The organism is Pseudomonas sp. B21-028 (assembly GCF_024749045.1).
In the GTDB taxonomy this organism is placed as follows: Bacteria; Pseudomonadota; Gammaproteobacteria; order Pseudomonadales; family Pseudomonadaceae; genus Aquipseudomonas.
In genome coordinates this window covers 1,692,465-1,715,777 of record NZ_CP087184.1, presented here as the reverse complement: position 1 = coordinate 1,715,777, position 23,313 = coordinate 1,692,465, and the positions used below count along the sequence as shown (strand labels likewise).

The 23,313-nt window shown below is 62.5% G+C and carries 14 protein-coding genes and 2 pseudogenes; 10 read left to right on the top strand and 6 right to left on the bottom strand.

Annotated elements, in window-relative coordinates; genetic code table 11:
* Nucleotides 1-124: 124 nt before the first annotated feature.
* A complete protein-coding gene (locus LOY35_RS07820; RefSeq protein ID WP_258631826.1) occupies nt 125-7,246 on the bottom strand; it encodes a retention module-containing protein in 7,122 nt (2,373 codons plus the stop codon).
* A gap of 451 nt (nt 7,247-7,697) precedes the next feature.
* Here LOY35_RS07820 and LOY35_RS07815 point away from each other — a divergent pair, with 451 nt between their 5' ends.
* The 3 genes from LOY35_RS07815 (at nt 7,698) to LOY35_RS07805 (ending at nt 12,823) form a co-directional block, all read left to right on the top strand.
* Nucleotides 7,698-9,056, top strand: coding sequence for a TolC family outer membrane protein (locus LOY35_RS07815; protein WP_258631825.1), 1,359 nt, complete (start codon nt 7,698-7,700; stop codon nt 9,054-9,056).
* Nucleotides 9,057-9,075: 19 nt separating this feature from the next.
* Complete coding sequence (locus tag LOY35_RS07810) at nt 9,076-11,235, top strand: type I secretion system permease/ATPase (RefSeq protein WP_258631824.1); 2,160 nt, start codon at nt 9,076-9,078, stop codon at nt 11,233-11,235.
* A gap of 223 nt (nt 11,236-11,458) precedes the next feature.
* Nucleotides 11,459-12,823 carry an HlyD family type I secretion periplasmic adaptor subunit gene (locus tag LOY35_RS07805; RefSeq protein ID WP_258631823.1) on the top strand — a complete coding sequence of 455 codons (1,365 nt, stop codon included), beginning with the start codon at nt 11,459-11,461 and terminating at the stop codon, nt 12,821-12,823.
* A 138-nt stretch (nt 12,824-12,961) separates the two neighbouring features.
* On the opposite strand, the gene LOY35_RS07800 is transcribed toward LOY35_RS07805, so the two are convergent.
* Both LOY35_RS07800 and LOY35_RS07795 read right to left on the bottom strand, forming a co-directional pair.
* Nucleotides 12,962-13,558 (bottom strand): tRNA-uridine aminocarboxypropyltransferase, encoded by a 597-nt coding sequence (locus LOY35_RS07800; protein ID WP_258631822.1) that lies wholly within the window; start codon nt 13,556-13,558, stop codon nt 12,962-12,964.
* 7 nt (nt 13,559-13,565) lie between these two features.
* On the bottom strand, nt 13,566-14,459 hold the full coding sequence (locus LOY35_RS07795; RefSeq protein ID WP_201868982.1) for a LysR family transcriptional regulator: 894 nt from the start codon (nt 14,457-14,459) through the stop codon (nt 13,566-13,568).
* Nucleotides 14,460-14,812: 353 nt separating this feature from the next.
* Between LOY35_RS07795 and speB the strand changes: the two genes are divergently transcribed.
* The 4 genes and pseudogenes from speB to LOY35_RS28525 all read left to right on the top strand — a co-directional run.
* Nucleotides 14,813-15,763 carry an agmatinase gene (gene speB, locus LOY35_RS07790; RefSeq protein ID WP_258631821.1) on the top strand — a complete coding sequence of 317 codons (951 nt, stop codon included), beginning with the start codon at nt 14,813-14,815 and terminating at the stop codon, nt 15,761-15,763.
* 9 nt (nt 15,764-15,772) lie between these two features.
* Nucleotides 15,773-16,210, top strand: a complete 438-nt coding sequence (locus tag LOY35_RS07785; protein ID WP_258631820.1) for a nuclear transport factor 2 family protein — start codon at nt 15,773-15,775, stop codon at nt 16,208-16,210.
* 23 nt (nt 16,211-16,233) lie between these two features.
* A complete protein-coding gene (locus LOY35_RS07780; protein WP_258633498.1) occupies nt 16,234-17,784 on the top strand; it encodes a cytosine permease in 1,551 nt (516 codons plus the stop codon).
* Between the two features lie 138 nt (nt 17,785-17,922).
* Nucleotides 17,923-18,041, top strand: a pseudogene (locus LOY35_RS28525) (hypothetical protein); the annotation flags it as partial.
* A gap of 398 nt (nt 18,042-18,439) precedes the next feature.
* Here LOY35_RS28525 and LOY35_RS28390 read toward each other — a convergent pair.
* Nucleotides 18,440-18,553, bottom strand: coding sequence for a PA1414 family protein (locus tag LOY35_RS28390; RefSeq protein WP_282958520.1), 114 nt, complete (start codon nt 18,551-18,553; stop codon nt 18,440-18,442).
* Between the two features lie 139 nt (nt 18,554-18,692).
* Nucleotides 18,693-19,586 carry a putrescine utilization regulator PtrR gene (gene ptrR / locus LOY35_RS07770; RefSeq protein WP_258631819.1) on the bottom strand — a complete coding sequence of 298 codons (894 nt, stop codon included), beginning with the start codon at nt 19,584-19,586 and terminating at the stop codon, nt 18,693-18,695.
* A 102-nt stretch (nt 19,587-19,688) separates the two neighbouring features.
* On the opposite strand from ptrR, the gene LOY35_RS07765 reads away from it, so the two are divergent.
* Entirely contained in the window at nt 19,689-20,855 is a 1,167-nt protein-coding gene (locus LOY35_RS07765) for an MFS transporter (RefSeq protein WP_258631818.1), read from the top strand.
* A gap of 121 nt (nt 20,856-20,976) precedes the next feature.
* Here LOY35_RS07765 and LOY35_RS07760 read toward each other — a convergent pair.
* Nucleotides 20,977-21,815, bottom strand: a pseudogene (locus LOY35_RS07760) (S1 RNA-binding domain-containing protein).
* 340 nt (nt 21,816-22,155) lie between these two features.
* Between LOY35_RS07760 and LOY35_RS07755 the strand changes: the two are divergent.
* Together LOY35_RS07755 and LOY35_RS07750 are read left to right on the top strand one after the other, a co-directional pair.
* Entirely contained in the window at nt 22,156-22,344 is a 189-nt protein-coding gene (locus LOY35_RS07755; protein ID WP_016702300.1) for a hypothetical protein, read from the top strand.
* Between the two features lie 200 nt (nt 22,345-22,544).
* Nucleotides 22,545-23,261 (top strand): TorF family putative porin, encoded by a 717-nt coding sequence (locus tag LOY35_RS07750; protein ID WP_258631817.1) that lies wholly within the window; start codon nt 22,545-22,547, stop codon nt 23,259-23,261.
* Nucleotides 23,262-23,313: the final 52 nt, after the last annotated feature.

Here is a 23,313-nt window from a genome sequence, read left to right as displayed (position 1 = left end):
AATGCCTCAACGGACGCTCTGCGTTCGGCTCTTGGAGACGCAGAGCGTCCCAGGCTGCATTACCACGCGGAGCGTGGGAACGATCAAAACCCGGAAACGGCGGGGTTTGCCGTTTCAACTCAGCTCACACCGTATCCACCTTCAACGAATGATCATTCAACATCCCATTGATGATGGTCGCCGTGTCCGCCCCGCCCGCAATCATCCCTCCTGCTCCCGGTGTCACGCCGTAGTGACTGGCGAGGTCGACGCCGGCCAGGTCGATGGTCTGGTTCGGCGTGGCGCCGGCCGTGGCGCTGACGTCGACGCTGGTGATGACCGATGCGCCGCTGCCGGTGACGGTGAAGTGCAGGTAGTCGTCCAGCGATGCACTGGTGCCGTTTTCTCCCAGCAGCAGTTGCGACAGGTCGAGTTTGTCGAGGCCGGGGGTGAAGTCGGTGACCACGTCATGACCGCTGTTGCCCACCTGCCACTGGAACGTGTCGGCGCCGCTGCCGCCGGTGAGGGTGTTATTGCCCAGGCCGCCGATCAGGATGTCATCGCCGCCACCGCCATTGAGCACGTCATGACCCAACCCGCCGTCGATGCGGTTGCTGGCTCCATCGCCGGTGAGGGTGTCGTTGAAGTTTGAGCCGACGAGGTTTTCGACACCGCCCAGGGTGTCGGTACCGGCGCCTAGCGTGTTTTGCGCGGCGAGCAGGCCCAGGTTGACCGTGACACCGGCGGTGGCATGGGCGTAGCTGGCGGTGTCGGTGCCGGTGCCGCCATCGAGCAGGTCATTGCCCGCGCCGCTGTAGAGCAAGTCATTTCCTGCTCCGCCGTGCAAGGTGTTGTTGCCCGAACCGGCACTGAGGATGTCGTTGCCGTCCCCGCCGCTGAGGAGGTTGTCGCCATTGCCGGCCAACAACACGTCGTCTCCCGTGGTGCCGGTCAGGGTATGGCCCGCCTGGTAACTGATGCTCACCGCCGCACTGTCGCTGCCGCCATGACTATCGCTGGCGGTGTAACTGCCATGGTAATCCGGCGTGCTGTCCTGGGCGCCGGCGTAGTTGACGGTCAGGGTCAGTTGGTAGTTTTCCGCGGCGTTGGCGTTGCCGCCACCGGGGTTGGGGATGTTGGTCACGTGGATCTGGTAATTGCCGTCCGCCGCCGCGGTGAACGAGGCCCCGTCGTTGATCGCGATGAACGGTCCGCCATTGAGGGAATATTCCATGGCAATGCGACCAGCCGCGAGATTGTGGTCCAGGGTCAGGGTTTCGCCCTGCTTGAGGCTGATGTTGAGGCGGTCCTCATCGTTGGTATTGTTGTTGGACACCATCCCCAGCGCCCCGCTGACTACCAGTACGGCGGTCATGGCGGCGGCATTGGCGACGAAGGTGCTGCGGTCGAGATTGATCGACTGCACGTTGTTGCCGGTGAAACTGGCCGTGCCAGTGCTGCCGGTGAAGTCCCCGCCCTTGCCGACCCAGCCTGTGTTGAAGCTGGTGGGTGAAGCGCTCAGCGGATCGCCATTGGCGTCGCTGTCGTTGCCCAGCAGCAGTTCCCCCGGTACCACGATATTGCCCGACAGCACGTTGGTGATGACGTTGTCGTCCATCGCCACGGGTGGACTATCGGGCACGACGTTGATCACCAGGCTGGAGCTTGCCAGGTCGCCATCGTTGTCGCTGACGGTGTAGCCGATATTTTCGCTGATCACCGTGCTGGTGGTGGTCTGGGAGGTGTAGCTGTACTCGCCGCTGTCGAGGTTGATCACCAGCGTACCGTTGTGGGCAGTGGCGATGCTCACGCTGTTGTTCACGCTGTCGAACGTGCCGTGGTTGGCCCCGCCACTGGCTGTCAGTGCACCCTGGCCACCGTTGGCGGCTGGGTCATAGCTGTACGTGGTGCCGTCGACCACCAGGCTTTTGACATAGCCGCCGTCGGCGCCGAACGTACCGCCCTCGCCCAACAGGCTGCCGGTGACCGGCACGCCTTGCACGGTGCCGGACAGTACCGAATTGAGCTGGCTGAGATCGGTTACCACCACGGCGTTGGTGTTGGTATGGGTGCTGCCGTCGTAGGCCAGCGGGTCGAGGTTGGCATTGCTGACGCCGCTGCCCAGACCGATGGCGTAGTTCTTGATGTCGTTGGCGTCGAGGAAGGCTTTCCAGGCCGCTTCATCGGCCGCACCGGTTTCCTGGCCCGACGTCGGTTTGCCGTCGGAAAAGAAATAGCCGATGTTCTGCGCCCCGGTCAGTTGCCCAGAGGTGACGAACGCAGTCTTGGCCGCCGCCACTGCCGCATCGTAGTTGGTCCCGCCGTCAGCCGTCAGGCTGGCGAGGAGCGTCTTGGCCGTTGCCACATCGACCCACACCGAAGTCTGGTCGGTGGCACTGCTGCTGAAGGTCACGAGCTGGACTTTGACGTCTCCCAAGTCGTCGTACTTGTCGAACAAGTCGCTGATAGCCTGCTTCGCCAGATCCAGCCGCGAAAGCCCCGGTACGCCGGAGGCATCGGCCATGCTGCCAGACACATCGAGCACGATCAGCAGGTTCGAATCGATCTCCACCGCCGTCACTGAACGTTCAGACGCAACGGCGCTGGGCACATCGTCGACGATGCTCACCACCAGGCTGCCGCTAACGTTGTTGCCCAGAGCGTCCGTGGCCTGGTAGGTGAAGCTTTCGCTCAGGACGTTCGGGCCGTCATTGGCGTGAGGGGTCGTCGTGGCGGGTGAGGTCAGGGTGTAAGTGTAGGAGCCGTCAGGATGGAGCAGCAGCTGACCATAAGCCCCCGTGGCGTTGCCCACCAGAGTGAAAGTCACCGCGCCAGTGGCACCCGAGACCGACCCGACCAGGCTGCCGCTGGCCGTTTCGCCGGTACCGCTCGGGTCGCTGCCGGTGACCGCGCCAGGGGCCAGGTCCTGGCCGTCCTGGTTCAGGTCGAGGGCTTTTTCGTAGACGGTAATGTCATGGTCGGTTTCGGCGACAAGGCAGCTGTTGTGTACATCGATAGTGATGGTAGTGGTGCTCTCATCCCCATCGCCATCACGCACGGTGTAGGTGAACACGTCCGTGGCGCCGGATGCGCTGACACTGTCCGGGTTGCTGTGGTAGACCGCGTTGCCATTGGCATCCAGGGTCAGGTAGCCGTAGGTACCATTGATCTGGGTGTTGAGGCCGCCAACCGCCGGGGTTGAAGTATCGCTGCCACCCCGTACACCGATGACGGTACCGCCATCGGCGCCGAGCACGTCGTTGTCCAGCACGTTGCCGCTGACCGTCCCGCCCTCCACCACCGCGGCGGTGTCGCAATAAGCCTTGGGCACATCGTCGACGATGTTGATGACGATGGTGCTGGTGACGGTGTTGCCCAGGGAGTCCGTGGCCTGATAGGTGAAACTCTCACTCGTTACGTTCGGGCCGTCATTGGCATGGGGCGTTGTCGTGGCGGGCGAGGTCAGCGTGTAGGTATAGGAACCGTCCGGGTTGAGCAGCAACTGCCCATGGGCGCCGGTGGCATCGCTTACCAGGGTAAAGGTCACGGCACCAACGGCACCGGTCACCGCCCCCACGAGACTGCCGGTGGCGGTTTCGCTGGTGGCGCTCGGGTCACTGCCGGTGACCGTGCCGGGGGCCAGATCCTGGCCATCCTGATTCAGGTCGAGGGCTTCTTCGTGGACGCTGATGTCCTGATCCGGCGTGGCGACAAGGCAGACGTCGTGCACGTCGATAGTGACGGTGGTGGTGCTTTCATCGCCGTCGGCATCGCGTACGGTGTAGGTGAATACGTCCGTGGCGCCGGGTGCGCTGACGGTGTCCGGATTGCTGTGGTAGACCGCGTTGCCATTGGCATCCAGGGTCAGGTAGCCGTAGGTGCCGTTGATCTGGGTGTTGAGGCCGCCGATCGCCGGAGTCGAGGTGTCGCTGCCGGCGCGTACGCCGATCACCGCGCCGCTGGCAGCGGGCCCATCGGCACCGCCCACGTCGTTGTCGAGGACGTTGCCGCTGACCGTCCCGCCTTCATTCACCGTGGCGGAATCGGCGTGGGCGGTGGGCAGGTCATCGACGATGTTCACATCGAGATTGCCGGTTGCCGTGGTGCCGTTGTCATCGGTGACCACGACATTGAATTGCTCGCTGAGGCTGTTGGCGCCGTTGGCGTTTGGATGGGCTTCGTTGTCCAGCAAGGTGTAGCTGTAGCTGACCACCCCTGTGGCGGTGTCGAAGCCGGTGATGGTCAGGGTGTTGCCCAGTGCCGTCGTGATGGACTGTGGAAAACCAGCCGCCACGCCGCCGCTGACGACAGTGATGCCGCCGACGCTCAAGGTCTGCACACCGTCCAGCGCGGTTACGGTGAAGGTGCCGCTCTGGGTCAGGGCCGGCCCATCCGGGCTCGTGCCGTCACTGAGGTTTTTCTCCTGCACCGTCAGCTCGCCGCCCTCAGTGTCCAGGCCAGTGATGATCACCGGATCGTCGTTGTTGTGCACTTGCAGCACCAGGTTCGCAGTGCTGCTGTCACCGTCCGCGTCGGTCAGGGTGTAGGTGAAGGTTTCAGTGCCGTTGCCGCCACCGTGCAAACCTTTGAAGTCCGTATCGACGGGATTGAGGGTGTAGGTGTAGGAACCATCGGCGTTGAGCACCAGGGTGCCGTAGGTGCCGGTAAACGTACCCGGTGTGATCGGGCCCGAAACCACATGGTCTGCGCCTTCGGTGTCGTTGGTCAGCACGCTGCCGGTCAGGGTCAGGTTGGTTTCAGATGCGGTGCCGACGTTACTGTCGTCCACGGCATGAGGCAGGTCGTCGACGATGTTTACATCGAGATTGCCAGTTGCCGTGGTGCCGTTGTCATCGGTGACCACGACATTGAATTGCTCGCCGAGGCTGTTGGCGCCGTTGGCGTTTGGATGGGCTTCGTTGTCCAGCAAGGTGTAGCTGTAGCTGACCACCCCTGTGGCCGCGTTGAAGCCAGTGATGGTCAGGGTGTTGCCCAGTGCCGTCGTGATGGACTGTGGAAAACCAGCCGCCACGCCGCCGCTGACGACAGTGATGCCGCCGACGCTCAAGGTCTGCACACCGTCCAGCGCGGTCACGGTGAAGGTGCCGCTCTGGGTCAGGGCCGGCCCATCCGGGCTCGTGCCGTCACTGAGGTTTTTCTCCTGCACCGTCAGCTCGCCGCCCTCGGTGTCCAGGCCGCTGATGATCACCGGATCGTCGTTGTTGTGCACTTGCAGCACCAGGTTCGCAGTGCTGCTGTCACCGTCCGCGTCGGTCAGGGTGTAGGTGAAGGTTTCAGTGCCGTTGCCGCCACCGTGCAAACCTTTGAAGTCCGTATCGACGGGATTGAGGGTGTAGGTGTAGGAACCATCGGCGTTGAGCACCAGGGTGCCGTAGGTGCCGGTGAACGTACCCGGTGTGATCGGGCCCGAAACCACGTGGTCTGCGCCTTCGGTGTCGTTGGTCAGCACGCTGCCGGTCAGGGTCAGGTTGGTTTCCGATGCGGTGCCGACGTTACTGTCGTCCACGGCATGAGGCAGGTCATCGACGATGTTCACATCGAGATTGCCGGTTGCCGTGGTGCCGTTGTCATCGGTGACAACGACGTTGAATTGCTCGCTGAGGCTGTTGGCGCCGTTGGCGTTTGGATGGACTTCGTTGTCCAGCAAGGTGTAGCTGTAGCTGACCACCCCTGTGGCGGTGTCGAAGCCGGTGATGGTCAGGGTGTTGCCCAACGCCGTCGTGATGGACTGTGGAAAACCAGCCGCCACGCCGCCGCTGACGACAGTGATGCCGCCGACGCTCAAGGTCTGCACACCGTCCAGCGCGGTTACGGTGAAGGTGCCGCTCTGGGTCAGGGCCGGCCCATCCGGGCTCGTGCCGTCACTGAGGTTTTTCTCCTGCACCGTCAGCTCGCCGCCCTCGGTGTCCAGGCCAGTGATGATCACCGGATCGTCGTTGTTGTGCACTTGCAACACCAGGTTTACAGTGCTGCTGTCACCGTCTGCATCGGTCAGGGTGTAGGTGAAGGTTTCGGTCCCGCTTCCCCCGCCATGCAGCGCCACGAATTGCGGGTCGCTGGTGTCCAGGGTGTAGGTGTACGTTCCGTTGGGGTTGAGCACCAGGGTGCCGTAGGTGCCAGTGAACGTCCCGCCGATGATCGGCCCGCTGTCGGGGCCGGTGGGAATGCGGTCGGCGCCCTGGTGGTCGTTGGGCAATACGTTGCCGGTGAGAGTGACCAAGGTTTCCGATGCGGTGCTGGCGTTGCTGTCGTCGATCGCCTGGGGCACGTCGTCGGTGATGTTGACGTCCAGGGTGCCGGTGGCGCTGTCGCCGTCGGTGTCCACGGCCACGACCGGGAACTGTTCGGTGAGAGTATTGGCGCCGTCGCCGGCAGGATGGCTTTCATTGTCGAGCAGGGTGTAGGTGTAGCTGACCACCCCGGTGGAGGGGTTGTAGCCGGTGATGGTCAGGGTATTGCCCAGCGCGGTGGTGATGGCCTGAGGAAAACCTGCGGGAACGCCGCCGGCTATCACGCTGATGCCGCCGATGCTCAGGCTGTTCAGCCCGTCAGGCGCGTTGATGGTGAACGTGCCGCTTTGCACCAATGCGCCCGGATTGCTGGCTGAGCCGTCGGGCAGGTTGGCCTCGTTGGCGGTCAGTTCGCCACCTTCCACGCTCAGGCCGTCGAGGGTCACGGGGTTGTCCGGTGGTTCAGGGGTCACCGGTGGCACGGCTTCATTGTTGCCGTTACCATTCTCATCGCCAGCCAGGCGTATCAGCGGAAATTCGGGAACCCCGTTGAATCCGGCCGTAGGGAAGCCGATCTGCGGCGCCACGACGCCGCCCACCTCTTCCAGCAGGACAAAGCTGTGCCCCCCGCCCAAGGCTCCGGGCGCATTACCGGCACCGGGGCCAGCGGCGGTGGCTTCACCGGTCTGGGTCGGGTCGGCACCGGCGGCGATGGCTTGCTGCAGTTTCTGCACATCGGTCAGTTGCCCGGCCGTCGGTGTCGCCGCTTCAGGCGCATCGACATGGGGAGCCTGGTGGGCCAGCAGTTGCGCAGTGAGGGTCAGGTTGCTTTCACGGCCCAGGGTCAGGTCCTGGCCATTCGCAAGGTGCACGGCCACCGCCCCTTCAGCACCGGTGATCAGGTGCTCGCCGGCATACAGCCGGTCCCCTTCGACCAGAGGACGCCGCTGGCCTGCGGCAGTCTCCGCGAAAACCTGCCCCACAATCTTGCTGACGGTACCGATGAGCGCTGCCATGTGCATCCCTCCGTTGCCAACCGCGGTCGGCACTTTTTTGGGTGAAGAAATCCGTGCTTAGGGACAACCAGAAATCTGGAAAATCTGCCAGCTTTCGCAGGTTCAAGAAGCGCTAGCTATTCGCCACAACGACAAAAAACCGTCACTTAAAAACCCTGCTCATTCGACCCTGCTTGCACCTCTTCACATTGTTTAAAAATTCCAACGGAACTTTTATTTGACGTCTAAAAGCCGTCAGAACCCGCAATTTCAAAGGACTCGCCCTTGAACAATGTGCCGCTTTTTTCCGGGCACATAAGTTTTTTTCGGCATAAGTCTTATGAGAAATTCTTCTTAGGTTTCCCTCAGGATGTTCTTAGCTGTGTTGTTACAAGGTTGAAACGGTTTTGATCTTAAATACGTCAATATTCTGGCGAAACAGAAGCACAACAGACCTCAGGAGATGCACCCCATGCGCGTTTTATCCCCTCTTTGCAGCGCGGTTTTGCTGGCGATGGCCTGCTCTTCTTCTGCGCAGGCCATGTCGCTGACCGAAGCGATCCAAAGCACCATCGCGACGCACCCTGAATTGGCGCAACGGGTGGACAGCCGCCTGTCGGCCAATGAAGACGTCAAGGTCGCCAGGGGAGGCTTCTTTCCGTCAGTGGACTTGAATGCCGGCTACGGCCGTGGTTACAGCGACAACCCCAACACCCGTGCTTTGGGCAATCACAACACCAACACCCTGACCTACACCCAGTCGGAGCTACGTCTGCGGCAGATGCTCTTTGACGGGTTCAACACCAGCAATGAGGTGGAGCGCACCAAGGGTGTGGTCAATTCCCGGGCCTATTACGCACAAGGCACCGCCCAGGACCTGGCCCTGCGCACCATCGAGGTCTACCTCGAAGTGCTCAAGCGTCGAGAATTGGTGACCCTGGCCAAGAACAACCTGCAGGCGCACCTGCGGGTCAACGATCAGATCGGCTTGCGCACCCAGCGCGGGGTGGGCAGCACGGCCGACTCCGACCAGTCCAATGCCCGTCGGGCGCTGGCGGAAAACAACTACGACACCGCCCAGGTCGACCTCGCAGACGCCGAGGCGAACTTCTACAGCGTGGTCGGGCGCATGCCCGATGAGCTGGAAGCACCGCCATCGACCAAGGGGGAAATGCCCGCCGACCTGCGCGAAGCCCAGCAGAGCATGGTGGAGAACCACCCATACCTGAAATCGGCCCAGGCCGACGTGCAGTCCGCCGAGAGTCAATATGAAGTGGCCAAGTCGCCGTTCTACCCACGCTTCGACGCCGAGGCCGCGGTGGGCGCCAATAACAACATCGGTGGCGAAGAAGGCCACGACAACAACTGGCGGGTCGGTGTGGTGATGAACTACAACCTGTTCCGCGGTGGCAGCGACAAGGCACGACTGGCCTCCAACGCGCACCAGATCGATCAGGCCATGGACATTCGCAACAACGCCTTGCGCCAACTCAACGAAGACACGCGCCTGGCCTGGAACGCGATGCTCAACGCTCGCAAACAGACCCCCACCGCCCGGGAATATGCCGACACCACCGCCCGCGTGCGCGCCGCCTACCAGGATCAGTTCGGCCTCGGCCAGCGGACCCTGCTCGACCTGCTCGACAGCGAAAACGAGCTGTACAACGCCAACCGTCGCTACACCGAAGTGCGCTACACCGAGGAATACTCGATGTACCGGGTGCTGGCGAACATGGGCCTGTTGTTGAGCAAACAACGGATCGTGCTGCCGGCCGACGCCATCGCCCAGACCGAAGTCAAGAGCGAAGCGCGGTTGCCCGAATTGAAGTAACCCACTGGGAGCGATCAATGTGACCAGCATGGAACCCGCTATCCCCGGCGCCGATCCGCGCCTGAGCTTCGATGACCCTCTGCTGGATGGTCTGTTGATCCTCTGCAAACTCCATGGCGCGACGGTCAGCCGCGCCAGCCTCAGCGCCGGGCTTCCAATGGCGCACCAACGGCTGAGCCTGGACCTGCTGCCACGTGCAGCGGCCCGGGCCGGTTTGCAGGCACGGGTGCTGCGCCGTGGCCTGGCCGAGATTTCGCCCCTCAATCTGCCAGTGATGCTGATGCTGGCGGGTGGGCGTTGCGCGGTATTGCGACGCTGGCATGAGGACGGCCGGGCACTGATCCTGCCCTGCGAAGCCGACGGCGGCGAACAATGGGTCAGCCGCGAGGAACTGACCGCCGACTACAGTGGCCAGGCGCTGTTCGCCCGGCCACGCCATGAACTCGAAGACCTGCGTGCGCCCCTGGTGCCACGGGTCGAAGCGTGGTTTCGCGACACCTTGAAATTGTCACGCTGGCTGTACAGCGACGCGATCCTGGCAAGTCTGCTCATCAACCTGCTGGGGTTGATGGTGCCGCTGTTCGTCATGCAGACCTACGACCGTGTGGTACCGAACCAGGCCACGTCTACCCTGTGGGTGTTGGCGGTGGGGCTGTTGATCGGCACCGGGTTCGAGCTGGTACTGCGAGTGGTGCGCGCCCATTTGCTGGACAGCGCCGGCAAGAAAACCGACGTGATTCTCTCCGCCACCCTGTTCGAGCGCATCACCGGCATGGCGATGAAGGCCCGGCCGGTGACCATCGGCGGGTTCGCCCAGAGCATCCATGACTTCCAGGGCCTGCGGGAATTTCTCACCGCCGTGACCCTCACCAGCCTGATCGACCTGCCCTTTGCCGTGCTGATGCTGTTGGTGATCGGTTTGCTGGGGGGCTGGCTGGTGGTCATTCCGGTGGTGGCGTTCCCCATCACGGTGATCTTCGCGCTGATCATCCAGGTGCGCCTGCGCGACACCGTACAAAAAAGCCTGGCCCTGGGTGCCCAGCGCCAGGCCTTGCTGATCGAAACCCTCGGTGGCCTGGAAACCCTCAAAGCCTGCAGCGCGGAAAGCGAACGCCAGCATCAATGGGAAAGCACCCACGGCGCCCTCACCCGCCTGGACAGCCATGCGCGCAACCTCTCGGCGCTGGCGACCAACGGCACCCTGTTCCTCCAGCAACTGGCCGGCATGAGCACCATCGTCGCCGGGGTCTACAGCATCATCGCCGGCAACCTCAGCGTCGGCGCGCTGGTGGCGTCCTACATGCTTGGCAGCCGGGTCCTGGCGCCACTGGGGCAGATCGCCGGGTTGATCACCCGCTACCAGCAGGCCCAACTCACCATGCGCAGCACCGACGCCCTGATGGCGTTGCCCCAGGAGCGCGATGCCAAACAGCGGCCGCTGGACCGTACCCAATTGCAGGGCGCGCTGGACGTCCACGGCGTGACGTTCCACTACAACGACCAGAGCACCCCGGCGCTGTCGAACGCGAGCTTCCAGCTCAAGGCCGGTGAGCGGGTCGGGATCATCGGCCGCAGTGGCTCGGGCAAAAGCACCCTGGCGCGCCTGGTGATGGGATTCTATGAACCGCAGGAGGGCCAGTTGCTGCTCGACGGCCTGGACCTGCGGCAACTGGACGTCGCCGACCTGCGCCAGCAGATCGGCTATGTCGCCCATGACCTGCCGCTGCTGGCCGGCAGCCTGCGCGACAACCTGACCCTCGGCGCCCGCTACGTCAGCGATGCCCGCATGCTCGAAGTGGCGGAACTGACCGGCGTCGGCGAACTGGCCCGTCAACATCCCCAGGGTTTCGACCGCCCGGTGGGCGAACGCGGCCAACTGCTCTCCGGCGGCCAGCGCCAGGCCGTGCTGCTGGCCCGGGCCCTGTTGCTCGATCCGCCGATCCTGCTGTTGGACGAACCCACCAACGCCATGGACAACAGCAGCGAAGATACCTTGCGACAAAAGCTCCACACCCACATCCAGGGCAAGACCTTGCTGCTAGTCACCCACCGCACCTCGATGCTGAGCCTGGTGGATCGCCTGGTGGTGCTGGACAACGGCCGGATCGTCGCGGATGGACCGAAAGAAGTGGTGATCGATGCACTACGCAAGGGGCGGGTGGGTTCCGGAACGGTTTAGCAAACACCACCGAACCCTGTGGCGAGGGGATTTAGCGAAACGTCGCACCGCCCCGCTGGGCTGCAAAGCAGCCCCAAACCAGTCAACTCAATCTGCCTGATATACCGAGGTGTCAGGTTTTAGGGCCGCTGCGCAGCCCAGCGGGGCGGTGCGACGTTTCGCTAAATCCCCTCGCCACAAAAACCTCATCCGGCTTTATTTCACTTAACCGACGGGTATCCCCATGTCTGCCCAAACATCCGATCCAGCCGCCCGAAGCCACTTCGGCAGTTTCAGCAAAAGCGCCGAAAGCGAGTTCATGCCGGAAACCGCCGGCGCGGCGTTGCAGGACTCACCCCGCCGCTCCCGCGTCACCGTGTGGCTGGCCGCCGGGCTGATCGTCACTGCACTGGTTTGGGCGAAGCTGGCGATCCTGCAGGAAGTCACCACTGGCGAGGGCAAGGCGATTCCGTCGAGCAAGGTCCAGGTGATCCAGAACCTGGAGGGCGGCATCGTCACTGAGATTTTCGTCCGCGAAGGCCAGATGGTGAACAAGGGCGACACTCTGCTGCGTCTGGACGATACGCGGTATCGGTCGAACAAGGGCGAGAGCGAGGCCGACCGCTATGCTTTGATGGCGCAGGTCCAGCGTCTGTCGGCGGAAGCCGAGGGGCGGCCGTTCCAGGCATCAGCCGAGGTGACCGCCAAGGCTCCGCAAGTGGCCGAGGACGAGCGCGCGCTGTACGAGCAACGGCAACGGCGCCTGGCCAGCGAACAACGGACACTGACCGAGCAACTGCGGCAGAAGACCCAGGAACTGGCGGAGTTTCGTTCCAAGCAAGGCCAGTTCAGCTCCAGCCTGGCCCTGCTGCAAGAGGAAATGAACATGTCCGCGCCGCTGGTGAGCACCGGGGCAGTGTCACCGGTGGAAATCCTGCGGCTCAAGCGCAGCGCGGTGGAGATCCGTGGCTCGCTCAACGCAACCACCCTGGCGATTCCCCGGGCCGAATCAGCGATCAACGAAATCAAGAGCAAGATCGACGAATCGGAACAGACTTTCCGCTCCGACGCGGCCAAGGAGCTCAACGAGAAACGCACGGACCTGTCGAAGATCACCGCCTCCAGCATCGCCATCGACGACCGCGTGACCCGCACCACCGTGGTTTCACCGGTGCATGGGGTGATCAAGCAGCTCAAGGTCAACACCATCGGCGGCGTGGTGCAGCCCGGCAGCGACATGGTGGAAATCGTGCCCATGGAGGACAACCTGCTGATCGAAGCCAAGGTCCGCCCGCAGGATGTTGCTTTCCTCAACCCGGGCCAGAAAGCCATGGTCAAGTTCAGCGCCTACGACTACACCATCTACGGTGGGCTGAGCGCCCGGCTCGAACTGATCGGCGCCGACACCATCACCGACGACAAGGGCAACAGCTTCTACCTGATCCACGTGCGTACCGATAAGAACCATCTGGGCGGCGACACCAAGCCGCTGCTGATCATTCCGGGGATGGTGGCGACGGTGGACATTATTACCGGGGAGAAAAGTGTGCTGGATTACCTGCTCAAGCCAGTGTTGAAGGCGCGGACCGAGGCGATGCGCGAGCGGTAGTCTGAGCCAGGATGTTCATTGATGGTTCTACCGCTATCGCGAGCAGGCTCGCTCCCACAGAGGATCTCCAGTGGATACAAAATGTGTGATCATCACTGCTTTACTGTGGGAGCGAGCCTGCTCGCGATGAGGCCAGCACTATCTGTCAGCATGATTACGCCGAAACGTCTCCTCCCCCATCGCCGCAATCTGCCCCTCGATCAACGCCTCGAACGGCCGGAGCAACGGCTCGAAACTGATCGGCGCCTCCAGCACCTGCAACGCCTGGACAATCGCCTCCACCGTCGACAACGCGCCCGGTCCCGGAGCCTTGCGCAAACGGTAACGGGACACCCCGCCGTCGGCCAGCGTCACCCTCGGCAACGCCGCCAGCGAAGGATTGAGGTGCAGCAACTTGCGCGCCTTGCGCCAGGTGCCGTCCGGCACGACCAATAAAAGCGGGTCATCGGACGGTCCATAGGCCTGCATCGGCTGCGCATCCTCGCCGGGAAACAGCAGGCAGGCCCGATAACCCGGTCGATTGAGTAACGCAGGCAGATGCTCGAACACCTCACCCACGATCAACTCGGCATTGTTGAGCCCCAGCGCCGCCAGCCGGGCGGTATTCAGGGCGTGGTTCACTTCGCTGGGGTGTTGCAGCAGCAAGACCCGGGTGCGGCTGTCGAGGCTGGGAATCAGCGGGCACAGGCAATGGCTTTGCGGTCGGAGGCAGCGCGGGCAATGGATTCTGGACATCGTCACCTCAGGCCTGGTGGAGCTGCGCTTTAAGCAGGTCGCGGAAAGTCTGGATCAGCGGCTCGCGGCTGCGGCCCCGGCGCATGATCATCGAAAACGGCGCCTGATAGCCGAACGTGGCCGGCAGCAGCACCCGCAAGTCACCCTTGTCGACCCAGGCCTGGGCGTAATGCTCGGGCAGGTAACCGATGTAGGCGCCGGACAAGACCAGGATCAGTTGCGCCTCCATGCTCTCCACCGTCGCGGCGCTGTGCTTGAAGCCGTGGCGGGCCAGCTCGGCCTGGCTCCAGTAACCGCGCCCGACCATCCGCTGCTGGGTGATGAGCTGTTCGGGGATACGCCGTTCGTTGAACAGCGGGTGGCGATTGCTGCAGTACAACCAGTGTTGCTCGCGGTACAGCGGCATGTAGACCAGCCCGCTCATGCGCGTGGAAAACGCACCGATGGCCAGGTCCAGGCGATTGTCCTGCACCCCGAGTTGCAGTTCGTAAGGGCTCATGACCGACAAGTGCAGGTGCACCGCCGGGTGCTCAAGGCTGTAGGCGCCGATGACCTCGGCGAACGGCAGGGCCTTGTCGCTGACGGTGGAATCGATCACCCCCAGGTTCAACGTGCCACGCAACTCACCCTTCAGAGCTGCAGCGTACTGCTCGAAACCTTCGAGCTCGCCCAACAGGCGCAGGGTTTCCTGATGGAACAACTCGCCCTTGCTGGTCAGGCTGAAACCGCCCCGACCGCGATGACACAGCACCAGGCCCAAGGCCGACTCGAGCTGGCTCATGTAGGTGCTGATGGCCGACGTCGAGAGGTTGAGTTCGTGCTGGGCATTGGCGAACCCCTGGTGCCGGACCACGCTGACAAAAATGCGCAGCAGTTTCAGGTCGGGTAGAGCGTTGGTCATTGGGGGTTCTCCATACCGGCGTTCACTCGCAAAACTTTGTGGCGAGGGGATTTAGCGAAACGTCGCACCGCCCCGCTGGGGCGCGAAGCGGCCCTAAAACCTGAACACATGGTGGGTCAGAAAATTTGAATTGGGGCCGCTTCGCAGCCCAGCGGGGCGGTGCGACGTTTCGCTAAATCCCCTCGCCACAGGGTATCCATCAGGGCCAGCCTTGCTGGACTGGAGTCTATCGCCCCACTCCGCATTAGTTTAGAAAAATCTGAACTAAGTATTTGCCCCCAGCGATTCTTCGCAGCCACCGCTTTTCGCAGAATCGGCCCCTGATAACTAGAACAAACGATGAGGCCCTACCCGTGGACAAGATTCTTCACCAGCCACTGGGCGGCAACGAAATGCCGCGCTTCGGCGGCATCGCCACCATGATGCGACTTCCCCACGTGCCCACCGCCGCCGGCCTGGACGCTGCCTTCGTCGGCGTGCCGCTGGACATTGGCACCTCCCTGCGCGCCGGCACCCGTTTCGGGCCGCGGGAGATCCGCGCCGAATCGGTGATGATCCGCCCCTACAACATGGCCACCGGGGCCGCACCGTTCGACTCGCTGTCGGTGGCCGACATCGGCGACGTGGCGATCAACACCTTCAACCTGCTGGACGCGGTGCGGATCATCGAGGAGTCGTACCACAAGATCCTCGAACACAACGTCATCCCGCTGACCCTGGGCGGCGATCACACCATTACCCTGCCGATCCTGCGGGCCATCCACAAGAAGCATGGCAAGGTCGGCCTGGTGCACATCGACGCCCACGCCGATGTGAACGATCACATGTTCGGCGAGAAAATCGCCCACGGCACCACCTTCCGCCGCGCCGTCGAAGAAGGCTTGCTCGATTGCGACCGCGTGGTGCAGATCGGCCTGCGGGCCCAAGGCTACACCGCCGATGACTTCAACTGGAGCCGCCGCCAGGGCTTTCGCGTGGTCCAGGCCGAAGAGTGCTGGCACCGTTCCCTGGCACCGCTGATGGCCGAAGTACGGGAGAAAGTCGGCGGCGGCCCGGTGTACCTGAGCTTCGACATCGACGGCATCGACCCAGCCTGGGCCCCTGGCACCGGCACCCCGGAAATCGGTGGCCTGACCACCATCCAGGCCATCGAAATCGTGCGCGGCTGCCAGGGCCTCGACCTGGTCGGTTGCGACCTGGTGGAAGTCTCGCCACCGTACGACACCACCGGCAACACCTCGCTGCTGGGCGCCAACCTGCTGTACGAGATGCTCTGCGTACTGCCCGGCGTGGCCCATCGCTGAGGAGCCGTCATGAACGAACGAGATCAAGTACTCAAGGCCGCCGCGGAACTGGTGTCGGCTTTCGCTCGCAATGACCGCGACGGCTACTTCGGCGCGTTCACCACGGATGCGAGCTTCGTGTTCCACACCCTCGAACAGCCCCTGCTGTCTCGCGACGCCTATCAGGCGTTGTGGGACCGCTGGCGGTCCGAGGAGGGTTTCGAGGTGCTCTCGTGCACCTCGAGCAACGCCTTCGTCAGCCTGCAAGGGGACGTGGCGGTTTTCATCCATGACGTGGCCACCGAGCTGCGCATGTTAGGGGAGCGACACTTTAGCCAGGAGCGCGAAACCATCCTGTTCCGCAAGCAGGAAGGACGCACGCAAGCACAACAGGGCCTTTGGCTGGCCTGCCACGAACATTTATCCGCAATGCCCCATAGCCAAACAGACGACGCCCACACTCGATGAGCGCACCTCGATGATCGGAGCAGATCATGCCTAACAATAACGACAATAGCCTTACGCAAATCGAAACCAACGGAGTCGAACAGATTCCGGACCACGAACGAACCGCCGGCCCGGGCGACCTGTTTCGTCTGATCTTCGGCGGCGCCAATACCTTTGCCACCGCCGTGCTCGGCAGCTTCCCGGTGCTGTTCGGCCTGTCATTCCAGGCCGGGGCCTGGGCGATCGTGCTGGGCGTGCTGGTGGGTTCGATCATCCTCGCCCCCATGGGCCTGTTCGGCCCGCTCAACGGGACCAACAACGCCGTGTCCTCCGGTGCGCACTTCGGCGTGCATGGGCGGATCGTCGGTTCGTTCCTGTCGCTGCTGACGGCCATCGCGTTCTTCTCGCTGTCCGTCTGGAGTTCCGGGGACGCGCTGATCGGCGGCGCCAAGCGCCTGATCGGCGTGCCAGAGACCGACCTGAGCCTGGGCCTGGCTTACGGCCTGTTCGCCCTACTGGTGCTGACGGTGTGCATCTATGGCTTCCGCTTCATGCTGTGGGTCAACCGCATCGCCGTGTGGGCCGCCAGCCTGTTGTTCCTGCTGGGTATCTTCGCCTTCGCACCGACCTTCGACAGCCAGTTCGCCGGCACCGTCGGCCTCGGCCAGCCGGGTTTCTGGGCGGCCTTCATCGGCGCGGCGCTGGTGGCCATGAGCAACCCGATTTCCTTCGGCGCGTTCCTCGGTGACTGGTCGCGCTACATCCCGCGCCACACACCCAAGCGTCGCATCATGGCGGCGGTGATCGCCGCGCAACTGGCGACGCTGATTCCGTTCCTGTTCGGCCTCGCCACCGCCACCATCGTGGCGAGCAAGGCACCGGACTACATCGCGGCGAACAACTACGTGGGCGGGCTACTGGCGGTGTCGCCGACGTGGTTCTTCCTGCCGGTGTGCCTGATTGCGGTGATCGGCGGCATGTCCACCGGCACCACGTCGCTGTATGGCACCGGGCTGGACATGTCCAGTGTGTTTCCTCGGGTGCTGTCGCGGGTCAAGGCGACGCTGTTGATCGGCGTGCTGTCGATTGCCTTCATCTTCATCGGGCGCTTCGCGGCGAACCTGGTGCAAAGCGTGTCGACCTTCGCCGTGCTGATCATCACCTGCACCACGCCATGGATGGTGATCATGATCATCGGTCTGCTGGTGCGACGCGGCTTCTACTGCCCGGATGACCTGCAAGTGTTCACCCGGGGCGAAACCGGCGGCCGCTACTGGTTCCGCCACGGCTGGAACTGGCGCGGCCTGGGGGCGTGGATCCCCAGCGCGCTGGTCGGGCTGTGCTTCGTCAACCTGCCGGGGCAGTTCGTCGGCCCGCTGGGCGAACTGGCCGGCGGCATCGACATCAGCCTGCCGGTGACCCTGGGCCTGGCTTCGGTGGCGTATCTGGTGTTGCTGGGGGTGTTCCCGGAACCGGCGGCGGTGTACGGGCCGGGGGATTCGCGTAACAAAAGCCAGCCGAGTGCTGACCCTGTGGCGAGGGGATTTATCCCCGCTGGAGCGCGCAGCGGTCCCAACCCTGATACCTCGATGTAACAGGCAGATCAAGTTGACTGCCTTTGGGGCCGCTCCGCAGCCCAGCGGGGCGGTGCGACGCTTCGCTAAATCCCCTCGCCACAAAGGCAGCACACGCCCCGACTTCACTATAAAAAAGACAATTAGAGACACGCCATCATGGCTTTGGATTTAATCGTGGTTCTCATCTACGCCGCCGGCATGATCGCCCCGGCTGGTACGGCATGCGCCGCGCCAAGACCCGTGACGACTACCTGGTCGCCGGGCGCAACCTCGGCGGCGATCACCAGCATGTCCCTGGGCTTCCTGACAGCGCTGTTCTTCATGCTCAAGGATGGCCTGGACGCCAACACGCCGATCTATTACAGCCTGGGCGTGGCGCTGGTGAGTTTTGTGGTAGTGAGTGTGTTGTCGCCACGGGCGAATGTGGTGGCGAAGATGGTTTGATCTACGACTGAGAAAAGTTTGCTTCTAAGGGTGTGGTGTCGGTGGCCACACCTTTTTTATTTGTTTAAGGCAAAAATAGAAATAGACGCAGTTGTGGCGAGGGGATTTATCCCCGCTGGGCCGCGAAGCGGCCCTCGCATCTGGATTATTCCAACATGACAGACGAATGGAGTGAGTCTGTTTGGGGTCTGCTTCGCAGCCCAGCGGGGATAAATCCCCTCGCCACAGGTTAGCGGCGGCGTTGCTCGTCATCGGTGCGAATTGGTATCGGTTGCATGGGCGGTTCGATCAGGCCGAGTGCGACACCCAAGTCGTGAAGCCAGTTCTGGATTTTCTCTTTCATCGTGGTGCCCCCTCAGGGTCATGCGAGCGGCAGATTTCTGTGGCCCCTTCGCGTTGATAATAGTCCGATGTGCTGCGCAATGCTCGTCTCCGTTTGCAATGATCTGTTACTGAATTGATCCAAATCCCGCGCCCGTAGTTCAAGCCGATTGGGCCGTTGCCACCGGCGTCCGCGGCCAGGCCTGTTGCTGCAACTCGATCCAGGCGTTCAGGTTGGCCCCGACCATGCCTTTGCGCCACATCAGCCAGGTCGTGGCGCTGGCAAACGGCTCGGCCAGCGGATGCACCGCCACCCGCTCGCGGCCCGGCATGCTGGCCAGCATCGACTCGGATAACAACGCCACCCCGGACCCGGCAATCACGCACGCCAGCATCCCCTGGTAAGACTCGATCTCCATCGCCCGGCCCATGGTTGCATGATCATGGGCAAACCAGGCTTCCAGGCGCATGCGGTACGAACAGCCCCGGCGAAAAGTGAACACTGAGCGGCCCTGGACATCCAGCGCACTGCGCACCGGCGGATGATCGGCCTCGGTAATCACCACCAATCGCTCGTCGCACAACGGCACGCCGTCCAGCCCCGCCAGCTCCAGCGGCCCATCCACCAGCGCCGCATCGAGCCGGCCGGTGAGCAAGCCCTCGAGCAATTCGCCACTGGGCCCGGACTGCACTTGCAGGTTTACCGCCGGATACGTCCGGTGATAACTGGCCAGCAGGTCCGGCAGATGAATCGCCGCCGTGCTGTACATGGTGCCCAGCACAAACTCCCCGGCCGGCTGCCCGCCCTGCACGGCCGCATGGGCTTCGTCGTGCAAGGCAAAGAGCTTGGCCGCATAGTCCAATAGGACTTTTCCCGCAGGCGATAGCTGCAAACGCTGACGCTCCCGCAGGAAAAGATCCACGCCCAGTTGCTCTTCAAGCTGCTTGAGCCGGGTCGACAGATTCGACGGTACCCGGTGCAGGCGCTCGGCGGCGCGGGTGATGGACCCTTCCTCGGCCACGGCCTGAAAAATCCGCAACTGGCTGAACTCCACGACATTCTCCAAAAAGGAACAAGTTACTCACTATTATTCATTTTTAATGAAAGTCAATCGGTTCTAGCCTGACGGTCATTCGCCTCAATGTGGAGAACGACCATGTCGCCCCTTGTTCGCCTGCTTGCCAGCTTCATTGCCTTGATGATGGCCATGGGCATCGGCCGCTTCGCCCTTACACCTCAGTTACCTCATCTCATCGGCGAGGGTCAGATCGACTTGACCGCCGCCGGTCTGATTGCCGCCGCCAACTACCTGGGTTATTTCTTTGGCGCACTGGAGGCCATGTTCGCCCGTCGCCCGGGCCAGGTACGCCGGCGTTTGCTCGGCGGCTTGTGGCTGTGCGTGCTGCTGACCCTCGCGTCGTTCTGGGCCTGGGGCTTCTGGCCGCACCTGGCACTGCGCTTCGGCACGGGCGTGGCAAGTGCCTGGGTGCTGGTGATGATCACGGCCTTGAGCCAACCCCTGGCAGCCGCGGCGGGACGACCACGGCTCGGCGCGCTGGTATTTGCCGGACCGGGGTTGGGGATTTTTCTCACAGGCCTGCTGGCCTTGGGCTCGAACCTGTTGGGCCAGACATCCGCCACGCTGTGGCTGGTGTACGCCGGTGTGGCCCTGGCGATGCTGCTGGTGGTGCTGCCGATCCTGCCGCAACCCGCAGCAGCCGTGACCGTTGCACCGCCGGCCGACTCATCGCCGAACCGTGGCATTGCCCGGCTCGGCGTGGTGTACGCCTTGTACGGCGTGGGCTACATCATCCCCGCCACGTTCCTGTCGCAAATGGCCTCGGCGCAATTCCATGGTCAATGGCAGGCCGACCTGTTCTGGCCCTGCTTCGGCCTGGCCGCCGCCCTCGGTGTGCTGCTGGTGAGCCTGCGTCGACCGACCCCGAACACCTCCGGTCGCTGGTTGATCGGCACGTTATGGTTGCAGGCCGCCGGGGTGTTTGCCTGCCTGCTGGGCAGCGGGCCGGGGCTGGCATTGGGGGTCATCCTGTGTGGCGCGCCGTTCCTGGCGTGCATGCAGCTGGTGATGCTGCGCTCGCGGGAGCTTGCGCCCCATGCCACCCAGCGCAACGCCGGGCTGTTGACCGCCTGCTTTGCCGTGGGCCAGCTCAGCGGGCCGTTGCTGGCGGCACTGAGCAGCCACTTCAGCGGTGGCCTGCAACCGGCGCTGATCATTGCCGGTTGCGGCCTGGTACTGGCCGGTGGGTTGTTGCTACCCCGCCAGAGCGCGGCGAACCCTTGTGCCCAAACCGTGCTGCGTTGATCAGGCCGGGCCGACTGAACTGAACTGAACTGAACTGAACTGAACTGAACTGAACTGAATAATGGGCTCGGTTGCGCGGCCGGCTCAAGCCACCCCCACCATGATTGGTCAGGCTGGAGATTCAGCTCAACTCAATGCGATCCGCATGAATGACAATTTGCCCATTCTTGTACAGCGCACCAATGGCCTTCTTGAAGTTGCCCTTGCTCACGCCAAACAGGCTGCTGATCAGCGCCGGATCGCTCTTGTCGCTGACCGGCAGGGTGCCGTTGTTGTCACGCAACTTGGCGAGGATCTTGGCATTCAGGCTGGTGGCGGCTTCCTGGCCCACTGGTTGCAGGCTCAGGCTGATCTTGCCGTCCCCACGGATTTCCTTGATATAACCTTTTTTCCTGTTTGCCGGGGCGCAGGAACTTGAAGACTTCGTTCTTGTGGATAAGTCCCCAGTGGCGGTTATTGATGATTGCCTTGAAACCCATGTCGGTGGCCTCGGCAACCAGCAGATCCACTTCCTGTCCCGGCGAGTAGTTGGCTGGCGTCTTGTCCAGGTAACGGTCCAGGCGCGCCGTGGCGGTGATACGGCGGGTGTGCTTATCGAGATAGACGTGCACCACGCAATAATCCCCGGCAGCCATCTGACGTTTTTCTTCCGAGAACGGCAGCAACAGATCCTTGGGCAGCCCCCAGTCGAGGAACACACCGATACTGTTGACTTCAACCACTTTCAGGCTGGCGAACTCACCGACCTGGACTTTGGGTTTTTTCCGTGGTCGCGATCAATTTGTCGTCGCTGTCCAGATAAATGAAAACATTGAGCCAGTCTTCATCTTCGCTGGGAATATCCTTGGGGATATAACGATTGGGCAAGAGGATTTCGCCGTCCGCACCACCGTCCAGATATAAACCGAAGTTCGTGTGTTTAACCACTTGCAAACTGTTGTAGCGCCCGACTAAAGCCATTTCCGAATACCCTCATTGCGTGGGCGGCATTCTACCCGGTTTTGCGGTGTGATTCGTGACCGACAGGAAAGCGCCCGTCCCAGCCATGGATTTGCCAGCGTTTTTCTCCGTAGAGCGGCCATTCGTCAGGCAGGCGAGGCTCCGTGCGACCGATTCGCACAGGCCGCCCGACGTTATATTTCGCTCTCGGTTGTTATTTAAAACAGTGGCTTAGGGCATTGATTGCGGCTTAAATCAACCAACTGTCCAGTCTCATCCAGATCAATCAGCGGGATATCAGCCAAGCAAGGGTCATGTATTTCCTGTACGATGCCTGGCCCAATTAATTATCGACAGGTTAATGGCCGCCATGCGTGTAAAAGCATCCAACAGCAAAGCAAAGCCAGCTCCAGCCGTTGAAACCAGCGAATCGATCAACGACCAGATCGCTGCGTTCCTCAAGTCCGGCGGTGAAATCCAGCAAATCGCCAAAGGCGTCAGCGGCCAGACATTCGGCCCGTCCAAGCAGATCAGCCTGGGCAAGAAGTAATCCCCGCATCACCTGGTCCCAAAGCGCTTTGAGCTTCGAAGCGCTTGGACTGGAACCTCCCCCGCCACATCCCACTTGCAGAAATCGACGAACGGCCTACACCGCCGGGTATTCGTGGGTATGCTTGCACCTCTCTAGCTCAAGTGTTCTAGCTCAAGTGTTCCAGCTTGTCCTGCTCCTCGCTATTCACGGAGTGAAGCATGCGTAACCCCATTGCCCTGCTGACCATCAGCCTGTTGGCCTGTCCATCTGCCCACGGACAGATTTTCCAGCGCGAACTCGGCGACTTCGACCTCAAGCTCGGCACCAGCCCCAGCCGCAGCATGGCCCAAGGCCTCGTCACGCCTGCGAGCACCGGCTCATTTCACGGTGGACTGGACTTGAGCCATGACAGCGGCTGGTACTTTGGGCAATGGTCACCCAGCGCCGGTCTGACCTCATCCGCCGACCTCGAGGTGGATTCCTACATGGGTTTCAAACACCCCTTCGACCAAACCCTGGGCTACGAAGTCGGCCTGATCCACTACAGCTACCCCACCCTCGACACCCTCGACAGCCAGGAACTCTATGGTGGCCTGACCGTGCTCGGCAGCCGTTTCGGCGCAGCCCTGAGCAACGACCCGGACAAACAGAACAGCACCCTCTTCACTGACCTGGGCGGTAACGTGCCGTTCGGCATCGGCGTCAGCGCCAAGTACACCACCCATCAGCTCAACACGCCGGTTTCGGTCGAGAACGGCTATGTAGGCAGTTTCAGCGACTGGTCGTTGAAAATTTCCCGTCCGTGGCGCGGCATCGATCTGGACCTGATCTACAGCGACTCCAGCCTCAGCGGTAGCAGTTGTTCGGCCTACTCCGGCCACAACAGCGAATGCGACGGCCTGTTGACCCTGAAGATGGCCCATCCGTTTTACTAGGCTGAACTGCCGCGCGCCTGCCATGCTCAAACAAGTCATCGATGGCTTCGCA

Excerpts from the sequence above, each read along its gene's own strand:
- LOY35_RS07765 (WP_258631818.1), top strand. The coding sequence starts at position 19,689 with ATGTCGCCCCTTGTTCGCCTGCTTGCCAGCTTCATTGCCTTGATGATG.
- LOY35_RS07795 (WP_201868982.1), bottom strand. The coding sequence starts at position 14,459 with ATGACCAACGCTCTACCCGACCTGAAACTGCTGCGCATTTTTGTCAGC.
- LOY35_RS28390 (WP_282958520.1), bottom strand. The coding sequence starts at position 18,553 with ATGAAAGAGAAAATCCAGAACTGGCTTCACGACTTGGGTGTCGCACTC.
- LOY35_RS07820 (WP_258631826.1), bottom strand. The coding sequence starts at position 7,246 with ATGGCAGCGCTCATCGGTACCGTCAGCAAGATTGTGGGGCAGGTTTTC.
- LOY35_RS07800 (WP_258631822.1), bottom strand. The coding sequence starts at position 13,558 with ATGTCCAGAATCCATTGCCCGCGCTGCCTCCGACCGCAAAGCCATTGC.
- LOY35_RS07755 (WP_016702300.1), top strand. The coding sequence starts at position 22,156 with ATGGCCGCCATGCGTGTAAAAGCATCCAACAGCAAAGCAAAGCCAGCT.
- LOY35_RS07815 (WP_258631825.1), top strand. The coding sequence starts at position 7,698 with ATGCGCGTTTTATCCCCTCTTTGCAGCGCGGTTTTGCTGGCGATGGCC.
- LOY35_RS07785 (WP_258631820.1), top strand. The coding sequence starts at position 15,773 with ATGAACGAACGAGATCAAGTACTCAAGGCCGCCGCGGAACTGGTGTCG.
- LOY35_RS07750 (WP_258631817.1), top strand. The coding sequence starts at position 22,545 with ATGCGTAACCCCATTGCCCTGCTGACCATCAGCCTGTTGGCCTGTCCA.
- LOY35_RS07805 (WP_258631823.1), top strand. The coding sequence starts at position 11,459 with ATGTCTGCCCAAACATCCGATCCAGCCGCCCGAAGCCACTTCGGCAGT.